General features: G+C 65.2%; 14 protein-coding genes. 4 read left to right on the top strand and 10 right to left on the bottom strand.

Annotated features, from left to right (window positions below; genetic code table 11):
* Positions 1–133 precede the first annotated feature (133 nt).
* Complete coding sequence (locus tag NCS00_RS07065; protein WP_008349728.1) at positions 134–475, bottom strand: hypothetical protein; 342 nt, start codon at positions 473–475, stop codon at positions 134–136.
* A gap of 125 nt (positions 476–600) precedes the next feature.
* On the bottom strand, positions 601–1,272 hold the full coding sequence (locus NCS00_RS07070) for an arylesterase (protein WP_284507484.1): 672 nt from the start codon (positions 1,270–1,272) through the stop codon (positions 601–603).
* Here NCS00_RS07070 and NCS00_RS07075 point away from each other — a divergent pair.
* The gene (locus NCS00_RS07075; RefSeq protein ID WP_033535923.1) at positions 1,271–1,972 is read left to right on the top strand and encodes an ABC transporter ATP-binding protein; all 702 of its coding nucleotides are present in this window, start codon (positions 1,271–1,273) and stop codon (positions 1,970–1,972) included. The two genes, NCS00_RS07070 and NCS00_RS07075, sit on opposite strands and share 2 nt — an antisense overlap.
* Before the next feature lie 50 nt (positions 1,973–2,022).
* On the opposite strand, the gene pgi is transcribed toward NCS00_RS07075, so the two are convergent.
* The 3 genes from pgi to NCS00_RS07090 form a co-directional block, all read right to left on the bottom strand.
* On the bottom strand, positions 2,023–3,657 hold the full coding sequence (pgi, locus tag NCS00_RS07080) for a glucose-6-phosphate isomerase (RefSeq protein WP_250434677.1): 1,635 nt from the start codon (positions 3,655–3,657) through the stop codon (positions 2,023–2,025).
* 203 nt (positions 3,658–3,860) lie between these two features.
* Positions 3,861–5,423, bottom strand: coding sequence for an NAD(P)H-hydrate dehydratase (locus NCS00_RS07085; protein WP_250439708.1), 1,563 nt, complete (start codon positions 5,421–5,423; stop codon positions 3,861–3,863).
* A 67-nt stretch (positions 5,424–5,490) separates the two neighbouring features.
* Positions 5,491–6,783 carry an FAD-dependent oxidoreductase gene (locus NCS00_RS07090; protein WP_250439710.1) on the bottom strand — a complete coding sequence of 431 codons (1,293 nt, stop codon included), beginning with the start codon at positions 6,781–6,783 and terminating at the stop codon, positions 5,491–5,493.
* A 456-nt stretch (positions 6,784–7,239) separates the two neighbouring features.
* Between NCS00_RS07090 and purL the strand changes: the two genes are divergently transcribed.
* Together purL and NCS00_RS07100 are read left to right on the top strand one after the other, a co-directional pair.
* Positions 7,240–11,277 carry a phosphoribosylformylglycinamidine synthase gene (gene purL, locus NCS00_RS07095; protein ID WP_008349718.1) on the top strand — a complete coding sequence of 1,346 codons (4,038 nt, stop codon included), beginning with the start codon at positions 7,240–7,242 and terminating at the stop codon, positions 11,275–11,277.
* Between the two features lie 224 nt (positions 11,278–11,501).
* Positions 11,502–13,958, top strand: coding sequence for a family 20 glycosylhydrolase (locus NCS00_RS07100; RefSeq protein WP_250439712.1), 2,457 nt, complete (start codon positions 11,502–11,504; stop codon positions 13,956–13,958).
* Positions 13,959–14,022: 64 nt separating this feature from the next.
* On the opposite strand, the gene NCS00_RS07105 is transcribed toward NCS00_RS07100, so the two are convergent.
* The 5 genes from NCS00_RS07105 to NCS00_RS07125 all read right to left on the bottom strand — a co-directional run bounded on the left by NCS00_RS07105 (position 14,023) and on the right by NCS00_RS07125 (position 17,897).
* Positions 14,023–14,805 carry a peptidylprolyl isomerase gene (locus NCS00_RS07105; RefSeq protein ID WP_250434687.1) on the bottom strand — a complete coding sequence of 261 codons (783 nt, stop codon included), beginning with the start codon at positions 14,803–14,805 and terminating at the stop codon, positions 14,023–14,025.
* An 81-nt stretch (positions 14,806–14,886) separates the two neighbouring features.
* Positions 14,887–15,201, bottom strand: coding sequence for a BolA family protein (locus tag NCS00_RS07110; RefSeq protein ID WP_008349710.1), 315 nt, complete (start codon positions 15,199–15,201; stop codon positions 14,887–14,889).
* Positions 15,198–15,734 carry a septation protein A gene (locus tag NCS00_RS07115; protein ID WP_008349709.1) on the bottom strand — a complete coding sequence of 179 codons (537 nt, stop codon included), beginning with the start codon at positions 15,732–15,734 and terminating at the stop codon, positions 15,198–15,200. Before NCS00_RS07115 ends, NCS00_RS07110 begins: the two co-directional genes overlap by 4 nt.
* Before the next feature lie 104 nt (positions 15,735–15,838).
* Positions 15,839–16,255 (bottom strand): peptide-methionine (R)-S-oxide reductase MsrB, encoded by a 417-nt coding sequence (msrB, locus tag NCS00_RS07120; RefSeq protein ID WP_008349708.1) that lies wholly within the window; start codon positions 16,253–16,255, stop codon positions 15,839–15,841.
* Between the two features lie 49 nt (positions 16,256–16,304).
* A complete protein-coding gene (locus NCS00_RS07125; protein WP_008349707.1) occupies positions 16,305–17,897 on the bottom strand; it encodes a protein adenylyltransferase SelO in 1,593 nt (530 codons plus the stop codon).
* 105 nt (positions 17,898–18,002) lie between these two features.
* Here NCS00_RS07125 and NCS00_RS07130 point away from each other — a divergent pair, with 105 nt between their 5' ends.
* On the top strand, positions 18,003–19,661 hold the full coding sequence (locus NCS00_RS07130) for a 3-(methylthio)propionyl-CoA ligase (protein WP_250439714.1): 1,659 nt from the start codon (positions 18,003–18,005) through the stop codon (positions 19,659–19,661).
* Positions 19,662–19,679: the final 18 nt, after the last annotated feature.

Genomic DNA, 19,679 nt, shown 5'->3' on the forward strand with positions numbered 1-19,679 from the left:
GAGTCGTGCGCTGTACTTGCTCATGAAAAAACACCCCAAATCGTTGAACGGGTGTCCAACTTTTGGGGTGCAGTTCAAAAGAAAGCGGGGCTTTTTTGCTTTGCTACGCCGCTACGAGACGGCAGCAGGATGCTTACAGGCAAGCCTGAATATCGCCGGTTGCCTGACTGCCGGCAGCGCCCGAGGCGCGGAAACCGACCCACGTACCGGAGCCCGAGCGCGCTGGCTGCACCACCGCGGCGGCGCCATTCGGCGGCTGCTGGCCGGGCACATAGACGTCGACGCCCTGATTGTTGGCGAGCGTGTTCTGCGACACGACCTGCTGCTGTGACTTTTCGGCCCACTTTTGCGCGATGCACTGCGCGACGACATTGGGCGCCTGCTTGCTCATGCCGACTTGTTGCACGTTGGCGGGCGGCTGTGCGGCACAAGCCGAGAGCGCGACGGCCAGGCCGAGGAGAGGGATAAGTTTCACGTGACCTCCTTGTAGAGTCGCTCACGAGACGAGCGGGTTATAAGAGTTACGCGAAAGTCTCAGATATCTGAATCGTGGCCGTGTTCCGCGTTGGTTCTGCAAGAGCTGTCGCGGCCGGCGTCGTCCTAATGCGACGCACTGGCGCCCAGCAAGGGTTTCAAGGTTGGCCAGACGTTTTCCAACAGCAAAGGCTGGGCCTGCACCGTCGGATGAATCTGGTCCGCCTGGAACATGGCGGGCTTGTCAGCGATGCCGGCAAGCAGGAACGGCACGAGGGGCACGTTCTTCTCCTTCGCGATGCGCTCATAGACGGCGTGGAACTTTTGCGTATAGTCCGGGCCGTAATTGGGCGGGACGTACATGCCGATGAGTAAAACCTTCGCATGCGCCGCCTGCGAGGCATCGACGATGCTGCGCAGATTCGTCTCCGTCGTCGCGAGCGGCACGCCGCGCAGCGCATCGTTCGCGCCGAGTTCGACGATCACGACCGCGGGCTTCAGGCGAGAAAGCACCGCGGTCAATCGTGCGCGCCCGCCGCTCGTGGTGTCCCCGCTGATGCTTGAATTGGCGACGCTATAATCGAAACGCTCCTTCGCAAGCTTGTCGCGCAAGAGGTTGACCCAGCCGGTGTCGCGCGGCAGGCCGTATTCGGCCGACAGGCTGTCGCCCAGCACGACGATCGCGGGCTTCGGTTGCGCTGCGGCTTGCGCATCGGCGGCATGCGCTGTCGCCGAACATGCCGCCATCAACAGGATCGCCGGCACGAGGCCGCGCAAGTTAATTTTCAGAGTTTCCATGCAAAACAATATCGAGCCGGTCATCGAAGTTCGGGGGTTAAGCAAGCGAGTGAAGGACGCAACGGGCGAGCTCACGATTCTCGATCAGATCGATCTGTCGATCGCGAAGGGCAGCAGCGTCGCGATCGTCGGTGCATCGGGCTCGGGCAAGTCGACATTGCTCGGCCTGCTCGCCGGATTGGACAGCGCGAGCGAGGGCTCGGTTCGTCTGCTCGGCAAGGAGCTGTCGAACCTGAACGAAGACGAACGGGCCGCGCTCAGAAGCGGCGCGGTCGGCTTCGTGTTTCAGTCGTTCCAGTTGATGCCGCATCTGACCGCGCTCGAAAACGTGATGCTGCCGCTCGAACTGCGCGCCGAGATGCCTCACGGCGAGATCGCGGCGCGCGCCCGCTCGCTTCTCGATCAGGTCGGTCTCGCGCAGCGCACGGGCCACTATCCGAAGCTGCTTTCCGGCGGCGAACAGCAGCGCGTCGCGCTCGCGCGTGCCTTCGTCACGCATCCGGCCGTGCTCTTCGCCGACGAACCCACGGGCAGCCTCGATGCCGCCACGGGCTACGCGATCATCGACCTGATGTTCGAGATGAACCGCCGCAACGGCGCGACGCTCGTGCTCGTCACGCACGACGCCGAACTCGCCGAGCGCTGCGACGCGACGGTGACGATCGAAGCGGGGCGGCTCGTCAACGGCATCGGCGTATAAAAAAACCCGCGACGCCGAAGCGCCGCGGGCCACCTTCTTCAACGCGCGCTTCAGCGCTTCAAAGCCTCGCGCGCACGCGCGATCAACGCAGATGTCGACGAATCGTGCTTGGCCGGATCGGCGCTCGCGGCGGTGATATCGGCCTCGACGACCTTGCCGAGAATCTTGCCGAGCTCCACGCCCCACTGATCGAACGAGTTGATGTCCCACACCGTGCCCTGCACCAGCACCTTGTGCTCGTAGAGCGCGATGAGCGCGCCGAGCGACTGGGGCGTGAGCGCGTCGAGCATGATGGTCGTCGTCGGACGGTTGCCGGGGAAGCTCAGATGCGTCGCCAGTTCCTCCTTGCCCGGACCCGCGACCTTCTTCGCTTCTTCGAGCGTGCGGCCGAGCATGAGCGCCTCGCTCTGCGCGAAGCAGTTGGCGAGCAGCTTCGCGTGATGATCGACGAGCGGATGCTCCGGCGTCAGCACGGCGATGAAGTCGATCGGAATGATCGTCGGCCCTTGATGCAGCATCTGGAAGAACGCGTGCTGGCCGTTCGTGCCAGGCTCGCCCCAGATCACGGCGGCGGTCGGGTAATCGACCATCTTGCCGTCGAGACGCGCCGACTTGCCGTTGCTCTCCATTTCGAGCTGCTGGAGATACGAAGGCAGATAGTGCAGCGCCTGCGAATACGGCGCGACGAGATCGCTCTGCGAACCGAAGAAATTGCGATACCAGATGCCGATCATGCCCATCAGCACCGGCAGGTTCTTGTCGAGCGGCGCGGTGCGGAAGTGCTCGTCCATCGCGGCCGCGCCTTGCAGCAGCGCGTCGAAATTCTGCGGACCCACCGACAGCATGATCGACAGCCCCACCGCCGACCACAGCGAGTAGCGTCCGCCGACCCAGTCCCACATCTCGAAGACGTTCTCCTTCGCGATGCCGAACTTGACCACTTCAGCCGGATTCGCCGACACGCCGACGAAATGCTTCGCGAGCTGATCTTCGGGGCAGCCGGACTTCAGGAACCAGTCGCGCATCGAATGCGCGTTCGTCATCGTTTCGAGCGTCGTGAAGGTCTTTGAGACGACGATCGCGAGCGTTTCTTCGGCGTCGACTTGCTGAAGGACGTTCCAGAGGTCCGCGCCGTCGACATTCGATACGAAATGCGTGTCCAGATCCTTCGACGCCAGATGATGCAGCGCGTGCACGACCATCTTCGGCCCGAGATCCGATCCGCCGATGCCGATATTCACAACATGGCGAATGCGCTTGCCGGTATAGCCCGTCCACGAGCCGTCGCGAACCTTGTCGGCGAAGGCGGCCATCTTGGCCTTTTCCTTCTGCACCTGCTCGTGGAAGGGCGCATCCGGCGACTGCGCGCGCAGCGCGGTATGCAGCACGGCGCGATGTTCGGTGATGTTGACGATATCGCCACGGAACATCGCGTCGCGGCGTTCGGTGACTTTGGCCTGCCGCGCGACTTCGACGAGCAGCTTGAGCGTTTCGTCCTTCACGCGGTTCTTCGAAAAGTCGATGGCGAGGCCGCCGCCCGCGAAAGTGAGGCGCTCGGCGCGCGTCGGCGTGGTGTCGTTCTGCGGCGCGAACCAGTCGCGCAGGCGCTCGCCGGAGATGGCATCGTAATGCGTCTGGAGCGCCGACCAGGCAGGAAGCGAGTTGAGCATCGAGTTTTGGGTCATGAGCGGTCCGTTAGTCTGAAGGTGACAGAGGAATACGTTCGTGCGATTGCGGCTCGCCTGCCTGTGCGTCGTGTCTGGTGAACGCGACTGAAGCAGATGTGAGCGGCCGCGGTTGCCCGAATCAAAAAAGAGTATAGCGACGATGCATGAACGGATGCTTGCAAAGCGTCACGGCGGCCTTGCAATGGGACGCGCGAAAACCGTCAGTTGCGCGCGTGCTCCGCGTAAAAGCGGCGGTTGATGAGACTTCGCACGACGGGCGCGAGTTCTCCGGCAGTCAATCCGGCCGGGCCGATGCCGCCGTCGCTGAGCGTCTGCGCGGCGAGGCCGTGCAGCCAGACGCCCGCGAGCGCCGCTTCGTATGCAGGAAGCTTCTGCGCGAGCAATGCTCCGATCAATCCGCCGAGCACGTCGCCGGTGCCGCCCGTGGCGAGTCCCGCGTTGCCGGTCGGATTGACGGCGACGCGGCCATCGGGCGAGGCGATCACGGTGCCGGAGCCCTTGAGCACCGCAATGGCCGCATAGCGCGCGGCGAGCTGGCGCGCGGCCGCGATGCGATCGGCCTGAACCGTTTTCGCGTCGGTTTGCAACAGACGCGCGGCTTCCAGCGGATGCGGCGTGAGGATGCACGGATCGCCCTGCGCGCCGCGCGCCGCGACGGCGGAGGCGAGCGCGTCGTCTTTCGCGACGAGATTGAGCGCGTCGGCATCGAGCAATTTCGGGACATCGAGCTTCAGCGCGTCGGTCAGCACCGTTATGGCGCGCTCGCTCGGGCCCATGCCGCAGCCGATGGCGAGCGCGTCCATCCTGTCGAGCGCGAGGTCATCGACGTGATGCAGCATCAGCTCGGGATGCGGCGGATCGTAAGGCGGAAAGCCTTCGCCAAGAAACGCGACGTGCACCTTGCCCGCGCCGCCGTAGAGCGCCATGCGCGCGGCGAGAACCGGCGCGCCGCACATGCCGGTATCGCCGCCGACCACCGCGAGCGAGCCGAACGTGCCTTTGTGGGTCGCGTTGTCGCGTGGCGGCATGCATGCGCCGAATAGCGCGGGCGCGTTGAGCACGATCGACGGCGCCGCGCTTGCATCGACTTCCAGCGTCGAAACGAAAAGGCGTCCCGTCAGATCGCGGCCCAGCGACGTGAAATGCCCCGGCTTCGCGCCGATGAAGGTGATCGTGTCCGTTGCGCGCACGGCTTCGCCGCCGTTCACGGGCGCGCCGGTGTCGCTGTTCAGGCCGCTCGGGACGTCGAGCGCGAGCACGCGCCCCGACGCGCGCGCGCGGCGCGTCATGCGCGCGGTGATTTCCGCGAACACGCCTTCGAGCGGCCGCGTGAGACCGATGCCGAACATGCCGTCGACGAGCCAGCCGACGCCGTCGAACGAGGCGGGCGGCTTGTCGTCGATCGAGACGCCGGCCGCGCGCGCCGCGTCGAGCGCCCAGCGCGCGTCGTCGGGCTTCACTTCGACCGGCATGCACACGCGCACCGGAATGCCCGCGCGATGCAGGCGCTCGGCCATCACGAGCGCGTCGCCGCCGTTGTTGCCGGGGCCGGCCGCGAGCCACACCGGCAACGCACGCGAATCCGGATCGTGCTCCAGCGCATCGATGACGCATTGCGCGGCGGCCGCGCCCGCGCGCGCCATCAGCGTATGCGGCGGCAGCGCGGCGGCTGCGCGCGCGTCGAGCGTGCGCAGCTCGGCGAGCGTCAGAAGCGTGAGCGGATCGTCTTTGGGAGTGAAATAGGGCGAGCGGGCAGCGGTCATGGCGGCGGGCGGGAAAGCGCTTTGGAAACCCGGCGTCCGCAGCATTCGTGCCCGTCGCAGCGCGCTGTTAGAAGCGTTCGGGGCTCAGCGCGGCAAGGGTATCGGCGGGAACATCGGGCGTAACGCCGGAAATGAGATCCGCGATCACTTTAGCAGACCCGCACGCGAGGCCCCAGCCCGCCGGGCCGTGCGCGGCGTTCACGAAAAGCCGCGGATGGCGCGTCGCGCCGACGAGCGGCAGGCCGTCGGCGGTGACGAGGCGCAGCCCTTCCCACGCGCGCGCAGCGGAGACGCGCGCCGCGCCCGGAATCCAGTCGTGCGTGCCTTGGCCGAGCAGATCGAGCGCGCGGCGCGAGAGCGAGGCGTCGAGCGGCTTGTCGGCCTTGGACGCGCTCTGGAACACGCCCGCGCCGCCCACGCGCAGCCGCTGGTTGATGCGCGTCATCGTGATGCGCTTGATCGAATCGACGACCGTCAGATGCGGCGCGCGCTCCTCGTACGCGACGGGCGCGGTGAGCGTATGCACGCGCAGCGGAAAGAGCGACGACGCCGACTTGGAGCCGCCGATGAGCCCCGGCGTGCCCGTGCCCGCCGCGACGACGATGGCGTCCGCCGTGATGAGCTCGACATCGGCGGTGCGCTTTTTGCCTTCGTGCGGACCGGCGAGCTGGACGGCCGCGCGGCCATCGTCCAGACGCAGCGACGCCACCGCGCGATGCATGCGGAACTGCACGCCGCCGTCTTCGAGCACCTGCTTCAGTTGCTTGGTGAAGAGCGGGCAGTTCGCGGTGCGCTCGTCGGGCAGCAGCACGCCGCCCGCGAATTCCGGGAAATCCGGCACGGAAGGCTCGATGGCGACGCATTCCTCGGGCGTCAGCAGTTGATGCGCAACGCCGCAACTTCTGAGCAGATCGATGGCCGGCTGCGCGTCTTCGAGCTCGCGCGGCTGCCTGAAGACGTGCAGCACGCCGCGGCGCTGCTCGAAATCGAGTTCCAGCCGGCTTTCGATGTCCGCGAGCACGCGCCGCGACACATCGACGAGCGGCTGCAGATGCGCGTACTGCGCCGCGAACGCCTCGGGATCGCGCAGCGTCGCGAGCTGCTTCAGAAAATCGCGCGCGGCCGAGTCGAAGCCGGTCTTGACCACCATGCCGCTTTGCTTCGAGCGGCTCGACGCCATGAACGTCGGCCCGAACCAGACATCGAGCGGCGAGGGCAGCAGCGCGCCGCCCTGGCCGTAGGTGGCGCCTTGCGCGACGGTCGCGTGGCGCTCGACCACGCACACGCGATGACCGGCCGCATGTAATTGATAGGCGGTGGCGATGCCGGCGATTCCTCCGCCGATGACGATGACATCCATGACTTTTTGTGCCCGAAGGCGCGAGATTGCAGTGCGGCGTGACGCTCGGGCACGGACGCCCGGCTGCTGCGTTGACGGTGAAACGACAGGCTGGCGGCGTGATTCGGCACGCGCCGTACCCGGAGAAAGCGCGCCATGATAGCGCCAAAATCGTTTGCGGGGGACGGCGAGCCGGGCGCTCATGTGGCCCGCGGCACGCTCGATCCCCGATGGCCGGCCCGGCGCGGACAATTTCGGGATGCGCGACGATCCGTTTCGCGTCGCCGCTGCACCGTGGCGCGCCACGCGGACGGACCGCCCCGGCCGATTTCGAGACGCTTCCGGGTTATAATCGCGGTCTTCCTTTCGCCTCACGCCGTTTAGCGTGCTCGAGTCCGAATTTGCGAATATCCGGTTTGCAAAAAGCGATCGAGCGTCGCGCGAGCGGCACACAGACGTCATCGACGCACCGTCACAATGGCCCACTTCTCGTGTTTCCCCGGCGCTTCGGCCCTCTCCGATTTCCGTCAGACCCGCCTTCTCGAAACGCTCGCCCGCATCGACGCAAACATCGTCGGCGTGCGCGGCCAGTTCCTGCATTTCGTCAACGCGTCCGAGCCGCTCACCGACGATGACAACAGCCGCATCGCCGCGCTGATGCACTACGGCGCGCCGTTCGCGGACTCGAAAGAGCGCGGTCATGTCGAGACGTTCATGGTCGTGCCGCGCTTCGGCACGGTCTCGCCGTGGGCGAGCAAGGCGACCGACATCGCGCATCACTGCGGCCTCGAGAAAGTGCGTCGCATCGAGCGCGGCGTCGAATTCTCGGTCGTCATGAAAAGCGGCTTCCTCGGCGGCAAGAAGGCGCTGTCGGACGAAGCGCGCGCGGCCGTCGCGGATGCGCTGCACGACCGCATGACGGAAAGCGTCGCGGCATCGCGCGACCAGGCGCTGCATCTCTTCGACGAGCTGCCCGCGAAGCCTTTGCAGACCGTCGACATCATCGGCACGGGCCGCCGTGCGCTCGAGGCCGCGAACGCCGAGCTCGGCCTCGCGCTCGCGGAAGACGAGATCGACTATCTCGTGAACGCGTTCGAGAGCCTGAAGCGCAATCCGACCGACGTCGAACTGATGATGTTCGCGCAGGCCAACAGCGAGCATTGCCGCCACAAGATCTTCAATGGCGAATGGACCATCGACGGCGAAAAGCAGGACATGTCGCTGTTCCAGATGATCCGCAACACGGAAAAGCTGAATCACGCGGGCACGATCGTCGCGTATTCGGACAATTCGGCGATCATGGAGGGCGGCGTCGCGGAACGCTGGTTCCCGCGCGGCGCCGACGAGCAGTATCGGCGCAACGTGGAATTGACCCACACGCTGATGAAGGTCGAAACGCACAATCACCCGACCGCGATTTCCCCGTTCGCGGGCGCGGCGACGGGCTCGGGCGGCGAAATCCGCGATGAAGGCGCGACGGGCCGCGGCGCGCGTCCGAAGGCCGGTCTCGCGGGCTTCACCGTGTCGAACCTCGATCTGCCCGACGCGCGCGAAAAGTGGGAAAACGACCGCGACGCCGCCGTGCCGCTCACGCAACGCAATCCGTCCGACGAGCACGCGCCGTATGGCCGCCCGGACCGCATCGCGTCGCCGCTGCAGATCATGATCGACGGCCCGATCGGCGCTGCCGCGTTCAACAACGAATTCGGCCGCCCGAACCTCGGCGGCTATTTCCGCACCTACGAGCAGAACGTCGCGGGCCGCGTGCGCGGCTATCACAAGCCGATCATGATCGCGGGCGGCATCGGCAATATTTCGGATCAGCACACGCACAAGCTCGACCTGCCGGCCGGCACGCTCTTGATCCAGATCGGCGGGCCGGGCATGCGTATCGGCATGGGCGGTGGCGCGGCATCGTCGATGGCGACGGGCGCGAACACCGCCGAACTCGATTTCGACTCGGTCCAGCGCGGCAATCCGGAAATCCAGCGGCGCGCGCAGGAAGTCATCAATACGTGCTGGCAGTTGGGCGAGGGCAATCCGATCCTGTCGATCCACGACGTCGGCGCGGGCGGCATCTCGAACGCGTTCCCGGAGCTCGTCGATGGCGCGGGCAAGGGCGCGCGCTTCGAGTTGCGCAAGGTTCAGCTCGAGGAAAGCGGTCTGTCGCCGCGCGAAATCTGGTCGAACGAGGCGCAAGAGCGTTACGTGCTGGCGATTTCGCCCGCCGATCTGCCCGCGTTCCAGGCGATTTGCGAGCGCGAACGCTGCCCGGTGGCGGTCGTCGGCGTGGCGACGGACGAACGTCAGCTGAAGCTGATCGACGACGCCAACGAAGGCCAGGAACCCGTCGACATGCCGATGGACGTGCTGCTCGGCAAGCCGCCCAAGATGCATCGCGATGTGAAGCGTGAGAATGCGCAATTCACGCCCGTCGACGTGACGGGTCTGTCGCTGTCCGAAGTCGCTGTCGACGTGCTCAAGCATCCGACGGTCGCGAGCAAGTCGTTCCTCATCACGATCGGCGACCGTTCGGTCGGCGGCACGACCGCGCGCGACCAGTTCGTCGGTCCGTGGCAGGTGCCCGTCGCCGATTGCGCGATCACGACGATGGATTACGCGGGCTTTCGCGGCGAAGCGATGACGATGGCCGAGCGCACGCCGCTCGCCGTCATCGACGCGCCCGCGTCCGGCCGCATGGCAGTGGGCGAGGCGGTGACGAACATCGCGTCCGCGCCGATCGAATCGCTCAACAAGCTGAAGCTCTCCGCGAACTGGATGGCCGCGTGCGGCAGCGCCGGCGAAGACGCCGCGCTCTACGACACCGTTAAGGCGATCGGCATGGAACTGTGCCCGGCGCTCGGCATCAGCATTCCCGTCGGCAAGGATTCGCTGTCGATGCGCACCAAGTGGCAGGACGCACGCGGCGGCGCGCGCGAAGTGGTGTCGCCGGTGTCGCTCATCATCTCGGCGTTCGCGCCGGTCGAGGACGTGCGCCGGCATCTCACGCCGCAACTCGTCGACGATACCGACACGGTGCTGATCTCGATCGATCTCGGGCGTGGCCGCAACCGCATGGGCGGCAGCATTCTCGCGCAGGTCACGCAGCAGGTCGGCGACGCAGTGCCCGATGTCGACGATCCCGAAGACCTCAAGCGCTTCTTCGCGGCGATCCAGGCTTTGAATGCCGATGGCAAGCTGCTTGCCTATCACGACCGCTCGGACGGCGGCCTGTGGGCGACGGTCTGCGAAATGGCGTTCGCGGGGCATGTGGGCGTGTCGCTGAACATCGACATGCTGACGCTCGACGCCGATCACGAATCCGATTACGGCGACGCGAAAGACTGGGCCAAGCAGACGAGCGGCCGCCGCGACGACCGCACGATCCGCGCGCTGTTCTCGGAAGAGCTCGGCGCGGTCGTGCAGGTGCGCGCATCGGATCGCGACGCGGTGCTCGGCGCGCTGCGCGAACACGGTTTGTCGGCGTGCTCGCATGTGATCGGCAAGCCGAACCGGAGCGGCGCGGTCGAAATCTATCGCGACGCGAAGAAGATTTTCGATGCGCCGCGCGTCGAGTTGCATCGCGCGTGGAGCGAAGTGAGCTGGCGCATCGCGCGTCTGCGCGACAACCCGGCCTGCGCCGACGCCGAATACGACGCGCTGCTCGACGCCGCCGATCCTGGCATCGCGCCGGTGCTGACCTTCGATCCGGCGGAAGACGTCGCTGCGCCGTTCATCGCGACGGGCAAGCGTCCGCGTGTCGCGATCCTGCGTGAACAGGGCGTGAACTCGCATCTGGAAACGGCATACGCGTTCGATCGCGCCGGCTTCGATGCACACGACGTCCACATGAGCGACCTGCTCGAAGGGCGCGCCACGCTCGCCGATTTCGCGGGCGCGGTCGCGTGCGGCGGCTTCTCGTACGGCGACGTGCTCGGCGCGGGCGAGGGCTGGGCGAAGACGATCCGCTTCAACGCGAAGCTCGCCGACATGTTCGCGGCGTTCTTCGCGCGTCCGGATACCTTCGCGCTCGGCATCTGCAACGGCTGCCAGATGATGTCGAGCCTCGCATCGATCATCCCGGGCGCGGAAAGCTGGCCGAAGTTCACGCGCAACAAGTCGGAGCAGTTCGAGGCGCGTTTCTCGCTCGTCGAAGTGCAGAATTCGCCGTCGATCTTCTTCGCGGGCATGGAAGGCTCGCGCATTCCGGTGGCGGTCGCGCACGGCGAAGGTTTCGCTGACTTTTCGCAGCAAGGCGATCCGGCGCAGGCGCTCGTCGCGATGCGATACGTCGATCATCGCGGCAATGCGACGGAGCAGTATCCGTTCAATCCGAACGGATCGCCGCAGGGCATTACGTCCGTGACGACGCCCGATGGCCGCTTCACCGTGCTGATGCCGCACATGGAACGCGTGCATCGCAACGTGCAGATGAGCTGGACGCCCGACGACTGGACCACCGACGGCAGCCCGTGGCTGCGCGTGTTCCAGAACGCGCGACGCTTCCTCGGCTAATCGCGCATCGTCGCATGGCTGGACCGAACACCCCGAAGCTGACGCTTCGGGGTGTTTTTATTTTTGAGCCCGTTCCATAACACTGCCTTCCGGCAAATATCCCAAAATAATCAACGCGTAAGTTGCGGGTATAGTGCTTCGGCGCGTCGCGAGGCGCGTTTGACCACGGAGGAGAAATGAGGCAGTTGCCATCAAAATATTTAGGTATACGGAATTTATTGGCGATGACGGTCATCGCGTCGTCGTGTCTCGTCGCGGCGTGCGGCGACAGCTCGGATTCGGGTTCGGCCAATCTCTCGCCGACGGCGCGCGCGGCGGCGCTCGGCGAGAACCTGATGGTGCGCGTGGACATCGACGGCAACGATGCCGCGAAGTCCGGCACGAACTGCGCCGATCTCGGCGCCGACTGGGCCAGTTGCGCGCGCGGCAAGCTGATTCTCGAAAACACCGGCAGCCGCAGTCTCCCGGCAGGCGGCTGGACGCTGTACGTGCACAGCATCCGGCGCATTTTGATGGTGGAACATCCGGCGTTCGCGTGGAAGCACGTCACCGGCGATCTCTACGCGCTGACGCCGCGCGCGGGCGCTTTCACGCTCGGCGCGGGCGAGCGCATCGAAGTGCCGTTCGTCGGGGAGTACTGGTATCAGCGCTACAGCGATCTGTTGCCGCGCGCGTATGTCGTGGCGGACGGCAATGCGGCGCCTGCCATCCTCAAGCACAACGATACCGACGATGAAACCCGCTACGTCGATCGCATTCCGCCGATCGCGGACGACGCAGCGGCATTCGCCGCAACGCCCGCGCAAGTGCAACGCGCACGCGCCGAAGCCGCGTTGCCATCGGCGCAGCAGACCGCCGCGCGCGCGGTGCCGGCGGTGCTGCGTTCGACGGCGGGTGAGGGCGCGGCGCAGGTCGGCGGAATCGATTTGTCGGCGTCCGGTTTGACATCGTCGCAAGTGGCGGCGCTCACGTCGCGCGCGGCGACGCTCGGTCTGACCGGCGCGGCCGTGCGCGTGAGCGGGCAGATCGCCGGAGGCGCATTGCCGGCCGATATCGCGCGCGCGGGCGGTTATCGGCTGACGATCGCGCAAGACGGCGTGAAGATCGACGCCTTCGATGCGGGCGGGCTGTTCTACGGCGTGCAGACCTTGCTCTCGCTTACACCCGCGGGCGGCGGCAGCGTGCCGGTGATGACCATCGAAGACGCGCCGCGATACACGCATCGCGGCATGCACGTCGACGTCGCGCGCAACTTCCGTCAGCCCGCCACGTTGCGCCGTCTGATCGACCAGATGAGCGCATACAAGCTCAACCGGCTACACCTGCATCTCACCGACGATGAAGGCTGGCGCATCGAAATCCCCGGTCTGCCGGAGCTGACCGAAATCGGTGCGAAGCGTTGCCACGATCTCACGGAAACGCAGTGCCTGTTGCCGCAGCTCGGCTCCGGTCCCGACAATCGCTCGGGCGGCGGCTATCTGAGCCGCGCCGAATATGTCGCGCTGCTTCGTTATGCGGCGGATCGCTTCGTCGAGATCATTCCGGAAATCGACATGCCGGGCCACGCGCGCGCCGCGGTCGTGTCGATGGAAGCGCGTTACCAGCGTCTTGCGGCGCTCGGCAACAAGGCGGCCGCGAACGCGTACCGTCTGCTCGATCCGGCCGATACATCGAACACGACGACCGTCCAGTTCTACGACCGCCGCAGTTTCCTGAATCCGTGCTCGGACGGTGCGCAGCGTTTCGCATCAAAGGTGATCGGCGAAGTCGCGTCGATGCATCGCGAAGCGGGCGCGCCGCTTTCCGTGTGGCACTTCGGCGGCGACGAGGCGAAGAACATCCTTCTCGGCGGCGGTTTCCAGCCGCTCGACGGCACCGATCCCGGCAAGGGCCGCGTGAACCTCGCGTTGCAGGACAAGCCGTGGGGACGCTCGCCGCAGTGCGCGGCGATGATCGCGTCGGGCAAGGTTGCATCCGTCGACGAACTGCCGTCGATCTTCGCGCGCCAGGTCAGCCAGATCGTGCGCGCGAACGGCATCGGCACGATGGCCGCGTGGCAGGACGGCATCAAGCACGCGAACGGTCCGCAGGATTTCGCGACGTCGAACGTGATGGTGACGATGTGGGACACGATCTTCTGGGGCGCGTCCGACACCGTGCAGACGCTCGGCAGTCAGGGCTACAAGACGGTGCTCGCGCTGCCGGATTATCTGTACTTCGACTTCCCCTATGCCTTCGATCAGCGCGAGCGCGGGTATTACTGGGGCTCGCACGCGACGGACAGCTTCAAGACGTTCTCGCTCGCGCCTGACAATCTGCCGCAGAACGCGGAGATCATGCCCGATCGCGACGGCAAACCGTTCGAAGTGACGAGCGCTGGACCGGCGCCGCGTATCGAAGGCATTCAGGGACAAGCCTGGGCGGAAGTGATGCGTACGGATCAGCAGTTCGATTACATGGCGTATCCGCGCTTGCTTGCGCTTGCGGAACGCGCGTGGCATCGGGCCGCGTGGGAACGTCCTTACGTGCAGGGCGAACGCTACAAGCTCGGCGACACCGACAAGGTCGACAAGGCCGCGCTCGCAGCGGACTGGGCGGGCTTCATGAGCGTGGTGCAGAACCGCGAAATGGCGAAGCTGACGCGCTCGGGCGCGGTGGTCAGGACGAAGCTGGGCGGTTGACGGCGCATGAAACGGCAAAGCCGCCCGAAGGGCGGCTTTGTTACCAACGAACAAGCAAGCGCGCTTACTTCACCACCGCCTTGTTCCGCAAGCCTTCCTCGAACGCTTGCAGCTTTTCCTGCTGCATTTGCTGCGCGATCTGCGCCTTCACCTGATCGAACGGCGGCGGGGCGACATCACGCGCATCGTCCAGACGGATGATGTGCCAGCCGAACTGCGTCTTCACCGGCTCGGACGTCATTTCGCCCTTCTTCAGCTTCTCCGCGGCCGCGCCGAATTCAGGCACGTAAGCCGAAGGCGAGGACCAGTCCAGATCGCCGCCGTTCTTGCCCGATCCCGGGTCCTTCGAATATTGCTTCGCGAGATCTTCGAAGCTCGCACCGGCCTTGATCTTCGCGATCAGATCCTTCGCCTGCGCTTCGTCCTCGACGAGAATGTGATGCAGATGCAGTTCCTTGCCGCCGCCGTTTTGCTTGACGAGCTCCTCATAGCGCGCCTTGATCTCGGCGTCGGTCGGCGTGTTCTTCTTCACGAAATCTTCGATCAGCGCGCGCAACACCACGGTCTGCTGTGCGACGGCGACCTGCGCCTTCACGTCGGGACGCGTCGCGATGCCTTCGCGCGCGGCTTCCTGCATCAGGATTTCGCGGTTGATGAGTTCCTCGCGCACCGCCTGCTGAAGCTGCGGCGAATCCTGCTGACCTTGCGCCACGAGTTGCTTCACGAGCGCATTGGCGCGCGACGTGGGAATCGGCGTGCCGTTGACGACGGCGATGTTTTGCGCAAACGCAGGAGCAGCCGCGAATGCAGCCAGCAACACCCAGACGCGGGTTTTTTTCAAAGTCATCGGAGGTTCCTAACTGAACAAACAGACGCCTTCAAAGGCGAGATTTAAGAGGGAAGGCTTAGGGTCGAACCGCGCGCGGGTTTATTCGAATTGTTCTGCGAACTCTTGCGGCGTGTAGGCCCGGATCGCGAGCGCGTGCACGCCGCGCCGCATCTCCTCGGCCAGCGCATCATACACCAGTCGATGTCGCGCCACGCGTGCCTTGCCCGCGAAGCATTCCGCGACGATCGTCACCGTGTAATGGCTGCCGGCGGCCGCGCCCGCATGGCCCGCGTGCGCGGCGCTGTCGTCGTCGATATGCACCGACTGCGGCTGCAGCGTGGCATTCAAACGCGCTTCGAGATGCGCGATCTTGTCCGCCGCCGATGCGCTCGTGAAATCGAACGATGCGCTCATTGCCCGTCCTCCTTCATGTATTTCGCAAGCCAGAAGCTTTGCGCGACGATGAACAGGACGAGACAGCCCGTCGCGCCGAAGAGCTTGAAGTTCACCCACTGATCCGTCGTGAAGTTATACGCGACGAAAAGATTGACGATGCCGAGCAGCGCGAAAAACACCGCCCATGCGACATTCAACTGGCCCCATACGCGATGCGGCAACACGATCTGCTTGCCCATCATCGCTTCGATGAGATTCTTTCTGAAGCCGATCTGCGCGACGATCAGCGCGAACGCGAAGAGCCAGTAGAGCGCCGTCGGCTTCCATTTGATGAAGGTATCGTTGTGCAGCACGAGCGTCGCGCCGCCGAACACGACGACCACGCCGAGACTGACCCACAGCATCGGATCGACCTTGCGATGCCGAAACGCGACCCAGGCGATCTGCACGAGCGTCGCCGCGATCGCGACCGCCGTCGCGGTATAGATGCCCCAGACCTTGAATGCGACGAAAAAGAGAATGATCGGAAACAGATCGAACAGAAATTTCATTGGCGTGCGGACGTGATGGGCATCGGATGGATGCGAGGCGCGCGAGAAAAAAGCGCCCGCGAGAAGCGGCGGGCGCCGGTACGACGAAATGGACGGGCTCGCGCTTACTTGGGTTCGAATTGTAGCGCAGCCGAGTTGATGCAATACCGCAGGCCGGTCGGCGCGGGGCCGTCCTCGAAGACGTGGCCGAGATGCGCGCCGCAGTTCTTGCACACGACTTCGATGCGAAGCATGCCGTGTGAGCGGTCGGTCTTCTCCTGGATCACTTCGCCGTTGATCGGCTTGAAGTAGCTCGGCCACCCGCAGCCGGCGTCGAACTTCGTGTCCGATTCGAACAGCGGCGTGCCGCAGCACACGCAGTCATAGACGCCGCGCTCCTTGTGATCCCAGTATTTGCCCGTGAAGGGGCGCTCGGTCGCGGCGTGGCGCGTGACCTGGTACTGCATGTCGTCGAGTTCGCGGCGATACTCGGCGTCGTCCTTTTGCAGCGGATAGCTCGTCGGGGTGGCGTCGTGGCTCATCTGTCGTTCCTTTGATCTGGCCGGGAAGGCCTGGTATATGAGGGCGATCCTACGAAGAACAACTGACTTCGAGATCGCTCGCCCAGTCGGGCGGCAGGCCCGCGTAGGCTTCGTATTCGGGCTGTTCGTCGTATGGATGGCGCAGCACGTCCAGAAGACGCGCCACTTCCGAAAAATCCTTTTCCGCCGCGCGCCGAATGGCGTTTTCCGCCAGATGATTGCGCAGCACGTACTTCGGATTCACGCGATTCATCGCCGCGGCGCGCTCGGCGTCGTCGCGCGGCTCGTGGGCGAGGCGCTCGCGATACTGCGCGGCCCACGCATCGAATGCGGCGCGATCGAGGAACAGATCGCGCACGGGCGCGTCGCGGCTCGCGTCGGATTTCGAGAGCTTCGACAGGTTCCGGAACGTCAGCGTGAAGTCCGCGCGATTCGCATGCATGATTTCGAAGAGACCGTTGGCGAGCTTGTCGTCGCCTTCGCGCTCGATATCGAGGCCGAGCTTCGCGCGCATCTTCGCGACGAGCGCGGGCCCGAAGCGATCCTTGTAGCGCTCCATCACCTTTTGCGCCTCTTCCACCACGCGCTCGGCGCGGCCCTCCTCGGGCAGATTCGCGCCGAAGAGCGGCACGAGCGCCTGCGCGAGACAGAAGAGATTCCAGTACGCGACCTGCGGCTGGCGCCCATACGAATAGCGTCCTTGCGTATCCGAATGATTGCAGACGTGATGCGCGTTGAAGGCATCCATGAAGCCGAACGGACCGTAATCGATCGTGAGGCCGAGGATCGACATGTTGTCGGTATTCATCACGCCGTGGCAGAAGCCGACGCCTTGCCACTCCGCCATCAGATCGGCGGTGGAGCGCACGGCTTCGTCGAGCAGCGCGAGATACGGATCGTCGGCATCCCTGCAATGCGGATAGAACCGGTCGATGACGTGATCGGCGAGCGTCTTCAGCTCGTCGATGCGATCGTTCGAATAGAAATGCTCGAAGTGGCCGAAGCGCACGAAGCTCGGCGATACGCGCGTGACGATCGCCGCCGTTTCGACGATCTCGCGCCGCACCGGCAAGTCCGAGCCGATGACGGTGAGCGCGCGCGTCGTCGGGATGCCGAGATGATGCATTGCTTCCGAGCACAGAAACTCGCGGATCGACGACCGCAGCACCGCGCGGCCATCGCCCATGCGCGAATAGGGCGTGCGGCCCGCGCCCTTCAGTTGCACTTCCAGACGCGCGCCGTCGTGCTCCGCTTCGCCTAGCGTCAGCGCGCGGCCATCGCCCAGTTGTCCCGCCCACACGCCGAACTGATGCCCCGAATAGACGGCGGCATAGGGCAGGGCATCGGCTGGCCAGTCGCGCGTCGGATTGCCGGCGAAGAAGGCGGCGAACGCGTCCTTCTCAGGGCCGGTGGCGACTTGCGGATCGAATCCGAGCGTTTCGGCCATCTCGCGCGACATCCCGACGAGATACGGATCGGGAACGGGCGCGGCAGGAAGACGGGTGAGAAAAGCGGTGCCGAGCGCGGCGAAGGAGCCCGGCTCGCCGACCCGGATCGCGCTGGCGATTTCGTTCACGGAACGCGCGTCGGCGGGCGTCTCGTCGCGCGCCGCGCGCACGGCATTGCTTGGGGAAAACGACATGTTGAGCGCCTCTGAGTTAAACGATATTGTAATTCCGCGCCCGCGGGCCTGCAGAGCGCGGCCCGGCCATCCGATCAGCATTCGCCAGATTCGAGGACTTCGCCTATGACGTCGCCGCTCTACGGGCAGATGATGGACATACCGCTGCTCGCGTCGTCCCTGCTGTCTCATGCCTCACGCCACTTCGGCGACAACGAGATCGTGTCGCGGCGCATCGAAGGCGATATCCACCGCTACACCTACCGCGATTGCGAGAAGCGCGCGAAACAACTGGCGCAGGCGCTGACCGCGCTCGGCGTCGAGCAGGGCGAGCGCATCGGCACGCTCGCGTGGAACGGCTACAGACATCTCGAATGCTATTACGGCATCAGCGGCATGGGCGCCGTGTGTCACACGATCAACCCGCGTCTCTTTCCGGATCAGATCGCGTTCATCATCGATCATGCGGACGATTCGTATGTCTGCTTCGACATGACTTTCGGTCCGCTCGTCGAACTGATCGCGCCGCAGTGCCCGAACGTGAAGGGCTGGATCGCGCTCGGCGATGCCGCGTGCATCGCCGAACATCTGTCGAACATGAGCGTGCCGGTGATGAGCTACGAAAGCCTCATCGGCGAGCACGACGGCGACTACGCATGGCCGATGCTCGATGAGCGTCAGGCATCGTTTCTCTGCTACACGTCGGGCACGACGGGCAATCCGAAAGGCGCGCTGTATTCGCATCGCTCGACGGTGCTGCACGCGTACGGCGCGGCGTTGCCCGACGCGATGGGCGCATCGTCGAGCGATGCGATCCTTCCCGTCGTGCCGATGTTCCACGTCAACGCATGGGGCATTCCGCACGCGGGGCCGCTCGTCGGCGCGAAGCTCGTCTTTCCCGGCAAGGATCTGGACGGCAAGTCGCTCTACGAATTGATGGAAGCCGAAGGCGTCACGTATTCCGCCGGCGTGCCGACGGTGTGGATGAGCCTGCTCACGTACATGAAGCAGCAGAACGTGCGTTTCTCGACGTTGAAGCGCACGGTGATCGGCGGCTCGGCGTGTCCGCCCGCGATGCTGCGCATCTTCGAGGAAGAGTACGGCGTGCAAGTGATCCACGCGTGGGGCATGACGGAGATGTCGCCGCTCGGCACCTTGTCGCGCCTCAGTTTCAGGCAGAAGCAGCGTCCGCTCGACGAGCAGCGCCGCTCGCTGGAAAAGCAGGGCCACGCGCTCTTTGGCGTGGACATGAAAGTCGTCGGCGACGACGGCACCGAACTGCCGTGGGACGGCAAATCGTTCGGCGATCTCCATGTGCGCGGGCCGTGGGTCATCGATCGGTATTTTCGCCGGGACGATTCTCCGCTCGTCGACGGCTGGTTCCCGACCGGCGATGTCGCGACCATCGATGAAGACGGGTTCATGCAGATCACCGATCGCAGCAAGGACGTGATCAAGTCCGGCGGCGAATGGATCAGCTCCATCGATCTGGAGAACATCGCGGTGTCGCATCCGCAGGTGGCGGAAGCGGCGTGCATCGCGTGCTCGCATCCGAAGTGGACCGAGCGGCCGCTGATCGTCGCGGTGCTGAAGCCGGGCGCGACCGTCACGCGCGAGGAACTGCTCGCGCATTTCGAGGGCAAGGTCGCGAAGTGGTGGATTCCGGACGATGTCGTGTTCGCCGAGGAACTGCCGCACACCGCGACGGGCAAGCTGCAGAAAGTGCGCCTGCGCGAGCAGTTTCGCGATTACGTGTTGCCCAACGCCGCGGAGAATCCGGTCTAGCTTTTTCTTGCGTCATCG

It is taken from the genome of Caballeronia sp. AZ1_KS37 (assembly GCF_023631165.1).
GTDB lineage: Bacteria > Pseudomonadota > Gammaproteobacteria > Burkholderiales > Burkholderiaceae > Caballeronia > Caballeronia zhejiangensis.

Excerpts from the sequence above, each read along its gene's own strand:
- NCS00_RS07075 (WP_033535923.1), top strand. The coding sequence starts at position 1,271 with ATGCAAAACAATATCGAGCCGGTCATCGAAGTTCGGGGGTTAAGCAAG.
- NCS00_RS07070 (WP_284507484.1), bottom strand. The coding sequence starts at position 1,272 with ATGGAAACTCTGAAAATTAACTTGCGCGGCCTCGTGCCGGCGATCCTG.
- pgi (WP_250434677.1), bottom strand. The coding sequence starts at position 3,657 with ATGACCCAAAACTCGATGCTCAACTCGCTTCCTGCCTGGTCGGCGCTC.
- NCS00_RS07085 (WP_250439708.1), bottom strand. The coding sequence starts at position 5,423 with ATGACCGCTGCCCGCTCGCCCTATTTCACTCCCAAAGACGATCCGCTC.
- NCS00_RS07090 (WP_250439710.1), bottom strand. The coding sequence starts at position 6,783 with ATGGATGTCATCGTCATCGGCGGAGGAATCGCCGGCATCGCCACCGCC.
- purL (WP_008349718.1), top strand. The coding sequence starts at position 7,240 with ATGGCCCACTTCTCGTGTTTCCCCGGCGCTTCGGCCCTCTCCGATTTC.
- NCS00_RS07100 (WP_250439712.1), top strand. The coding sequence starts at position 11,502 with ATGACGGTCATCGCGTCGTCGTGTCTCGTCGCGGCGTGCGGCGACAGC.
- NCS00_RS07105 (WP_250434687.1), bottom strand. The coding sequence starts at position 14,805 with ATGACTTTGAAAAAAACCCGCGTCTGGGTGTTGCTGGCTGCATTCGCG.
- NCS00_RS07110 (WP_008349710.1), bottom strand. The coding sequence starts at position 15,201 with ATGAGCGCATCGTTCGATTTCACGAGCGCATCGGCGGCGGACAAGATC.
- NCS00_RS07115 (WP_008349709.1), bottom strand. The coding sequence starts at position 15,734 with ATGAAATTTCTGTTCGATCTGTTTCCGATCATTCTCTTTTTCGTCGCA.
- msrB (WP_008349708.1), bottom strand. The coding sequence starts at position 16,255 with ATGAGCCACGACGCCACCCCGACGAGCTATCCGCTGCAAAAGGACGAC.
- NCS00_RS07125 (WP_008349707.1), bottom strand. The coding sequence starts at position 17,897 with ATGTCGTTTTCCCCAAGCAATGCCGTGCGCGCGGCGCGCGACGAGACG.
- NCS00_RS07130 (WP_250439714.1), top strand. The coding sequence starts at position 18,003 with ATGACGTCGCCGCTCTACGGGCAGATGATGGACATACCGCTGCTCGCG.